The organism is Kitasatospora sp. NPDC058190, assembly GCF_042883685.1.
In the GTDB taxonomy this organism is placed as follows: Bacteria; Actinomycetota; Actinomycetes; order Streptomycetales; family Streptomycetaceae; genus Kitasatospora.
In genome coordinates this window covers 1-1,962 of record NZ_JBHVVI010000283.1, presented here as the reverse complement: position 1 = coordinate 1,962, position 1,962 = coordinate 1, and the positions used below count along the sequence as shown (strand labels likewise).

General features: G+C 73.1%; 2 protein-coding genes. Both read right to left on the bottom strand.

Annotated elements, in window-relative coordinates:
• On the bottom strand, positions 1-942 hold a 942-nt coding region (locus ACFVWU_RS44810), incomplete at its 3' end, for a beta-ketoacyl synthase N-terminal-like domain-containing protein (RefSeq protein WP_387632480.1).
• Positions 943-978: 36 nt separating this feature from the next.
• The coding region (locus ACFVWU_RS44805) for a beta-ketoacyl reductase (RefSeq protein ID WP_387632478.1) at positions 979-1,962 on the bottom strand (984 nt) is incomplete at its 5' end.

Below are 1,962 nucleotides of genomic sequence, written 5' to 3'. Positions count from 1 at the left end.
CTGCTGCGACGGGCCGTTGGGGGCCGTCAGGCCGTTCGAGGCACCGTCCTGGTTGACGGCCGAGCCGCGCAGGACGGCCAGCACGGGGTGCCCGTTGCGGCGGGCGTCCGACAGCCGCTCCAGCACCAGGACACCCGCGCCCTCGGCCCAGCCCGTACCGTCCGCGCCGTCCGCGAACGCCTTGCAGCGCCCGTCCGGAGCGAGCCCGCCCTGCCGGGAGAAGCCGGAGAAGCTCATCGGCGTCGACAGCACGGTGACGCCGCCCGCGAGGGCCAGCGTGCACTCGCCGGCCCGCAGCGCCTGCGACGCGAGGTGCATCGCCACCAGCGAGGAGGAGCACGCGGTGTCGACGGTGACCGCCGGACCCTCCAGGCCGAAGGTGTACGACACCCGGCCGGACAGCACGCTCGCCGTCAGGCCGGTGGTCGCGTGACCTTCCATGTCCTCGTCCGAGTTCATCACCACGCCGACGTAGTCGACGCCCGCCGTGCCGACGAACACGCCGGTGCGGGTGCCGCGCAGGCCACTCGGGTCGATGCCCGCCCGCTCGAAGGCCTCCCAGGACGTCTCCAGCAGCAGCCGCTGCTGCGGGTCCATCGCGAGGGCCTCGCGCGGCGAGATCCCGAAGAAGCCCGCGTCGAACTCGCCGGCCGTGACGAATCCGCCCTCGATCGAGGCGCTGCTGCCGGTGCCCTCGCCGAGCAGCGCCGCGATGTCCCACCCGCGGTCGGCGGGGAACCCGGTGATGCCGTCCCGCCCGTCCGCGACCAGCCGCCAGAGCTCCTCGGGGGTGGTCACCCCGCCCGGCAGGCGGCATGCCATGCCGACGATGGCGATCGGCTCGTGCCGGCCGGACTCGACCTCCAGCAGTCGTTGGCGTGTCTGGTGCAGGTCGGCCGTGACCCACTTGAGGTAGTCAACGAGCTTGCTGTCGTTCGACATGGGGGGTGGTGCCTTCCTGTGATGAGGCGGGGTCGGTCAGCGGTCGCTCAGACGGCCGAGCTCGTTGTCGATGAAGGCCAGGACCTCGTCGGTGCTCGCTGCTTCGAGCCGCTCCGCAATGGCGTCCTCGGCATTCTGCGCGTCCTGGTTTCGCAATTTCTCCAGCATTCGGCGCAGCCGGAGCGAAACCGCGTTGCGGGTCGCCTCGTCGGTGTCCGCATCGGCCAGAGCCGCGTCCAGGCGGTCGAGTTGGCCGAACAGCGCGGCGTCGTCCGCCGCGTCCTGCTCGTCCAGGAGCACGCCGAGCAGGTGAGCGCCGAGGACGGCGGACGTCGGGTGGTCGAAGACCAGGGTCGCGGGCAGGCGCAGGCCGGTGACGGCGGTCAGGCGGTTGCGCAGCTCAAGTGCCGTGAGGGAGTCCACACCGAGGTCGTGGAAGTCCCGGTCGGCGGCGACGGCCTGTGGCGAGGCGTGGCCGAGGACGGCCGCCGCCTCGGTGCGGACCAGGTCCACGACGTGGCGCAGCCGGTCGGCCTCGCGCAGCTCGGTGAGGCGGGCGGCGAGCGCGGCCACCGCTCCGGTGCGACCGCCGGTGGACTCGGCCGCGCGGCGGGCGCCGCGGACGAGTCCGCGCAGCAGCGCGGGCACGGTGCCGGGCATCCTGGCTGGGCCGGTGGCCCGCCCGATGGGGACGAGGTAGGGCTCGTCGAGTCCCATGGCGGCGTCGAGCAAGGCGAGGCCTTGTTCCTCGGTCAGGGGCGGGACGCCGGTGGCGTGAATGCGGTGCAGGTCGGCTTCGGAGAGAGTGCCGGTCATGCCGGCGGTGGGCATCCAGGCGCCCCAGCCCAGGGACTGGGCGGGCAGGCCCTGGTGGCGGCGCCAGTGCGCGAGGGAGTCCAGGTAGACGTTGGCCGCCGCGTAGTTGCCCTGGCCGGCGCTGCCCATCACGCCCGAAATGGAGGAGAACAGGACGAAGGCCTTGAGGTCCTGGTCCTCGGTCCGCTCGTGGAGGTTCCACGC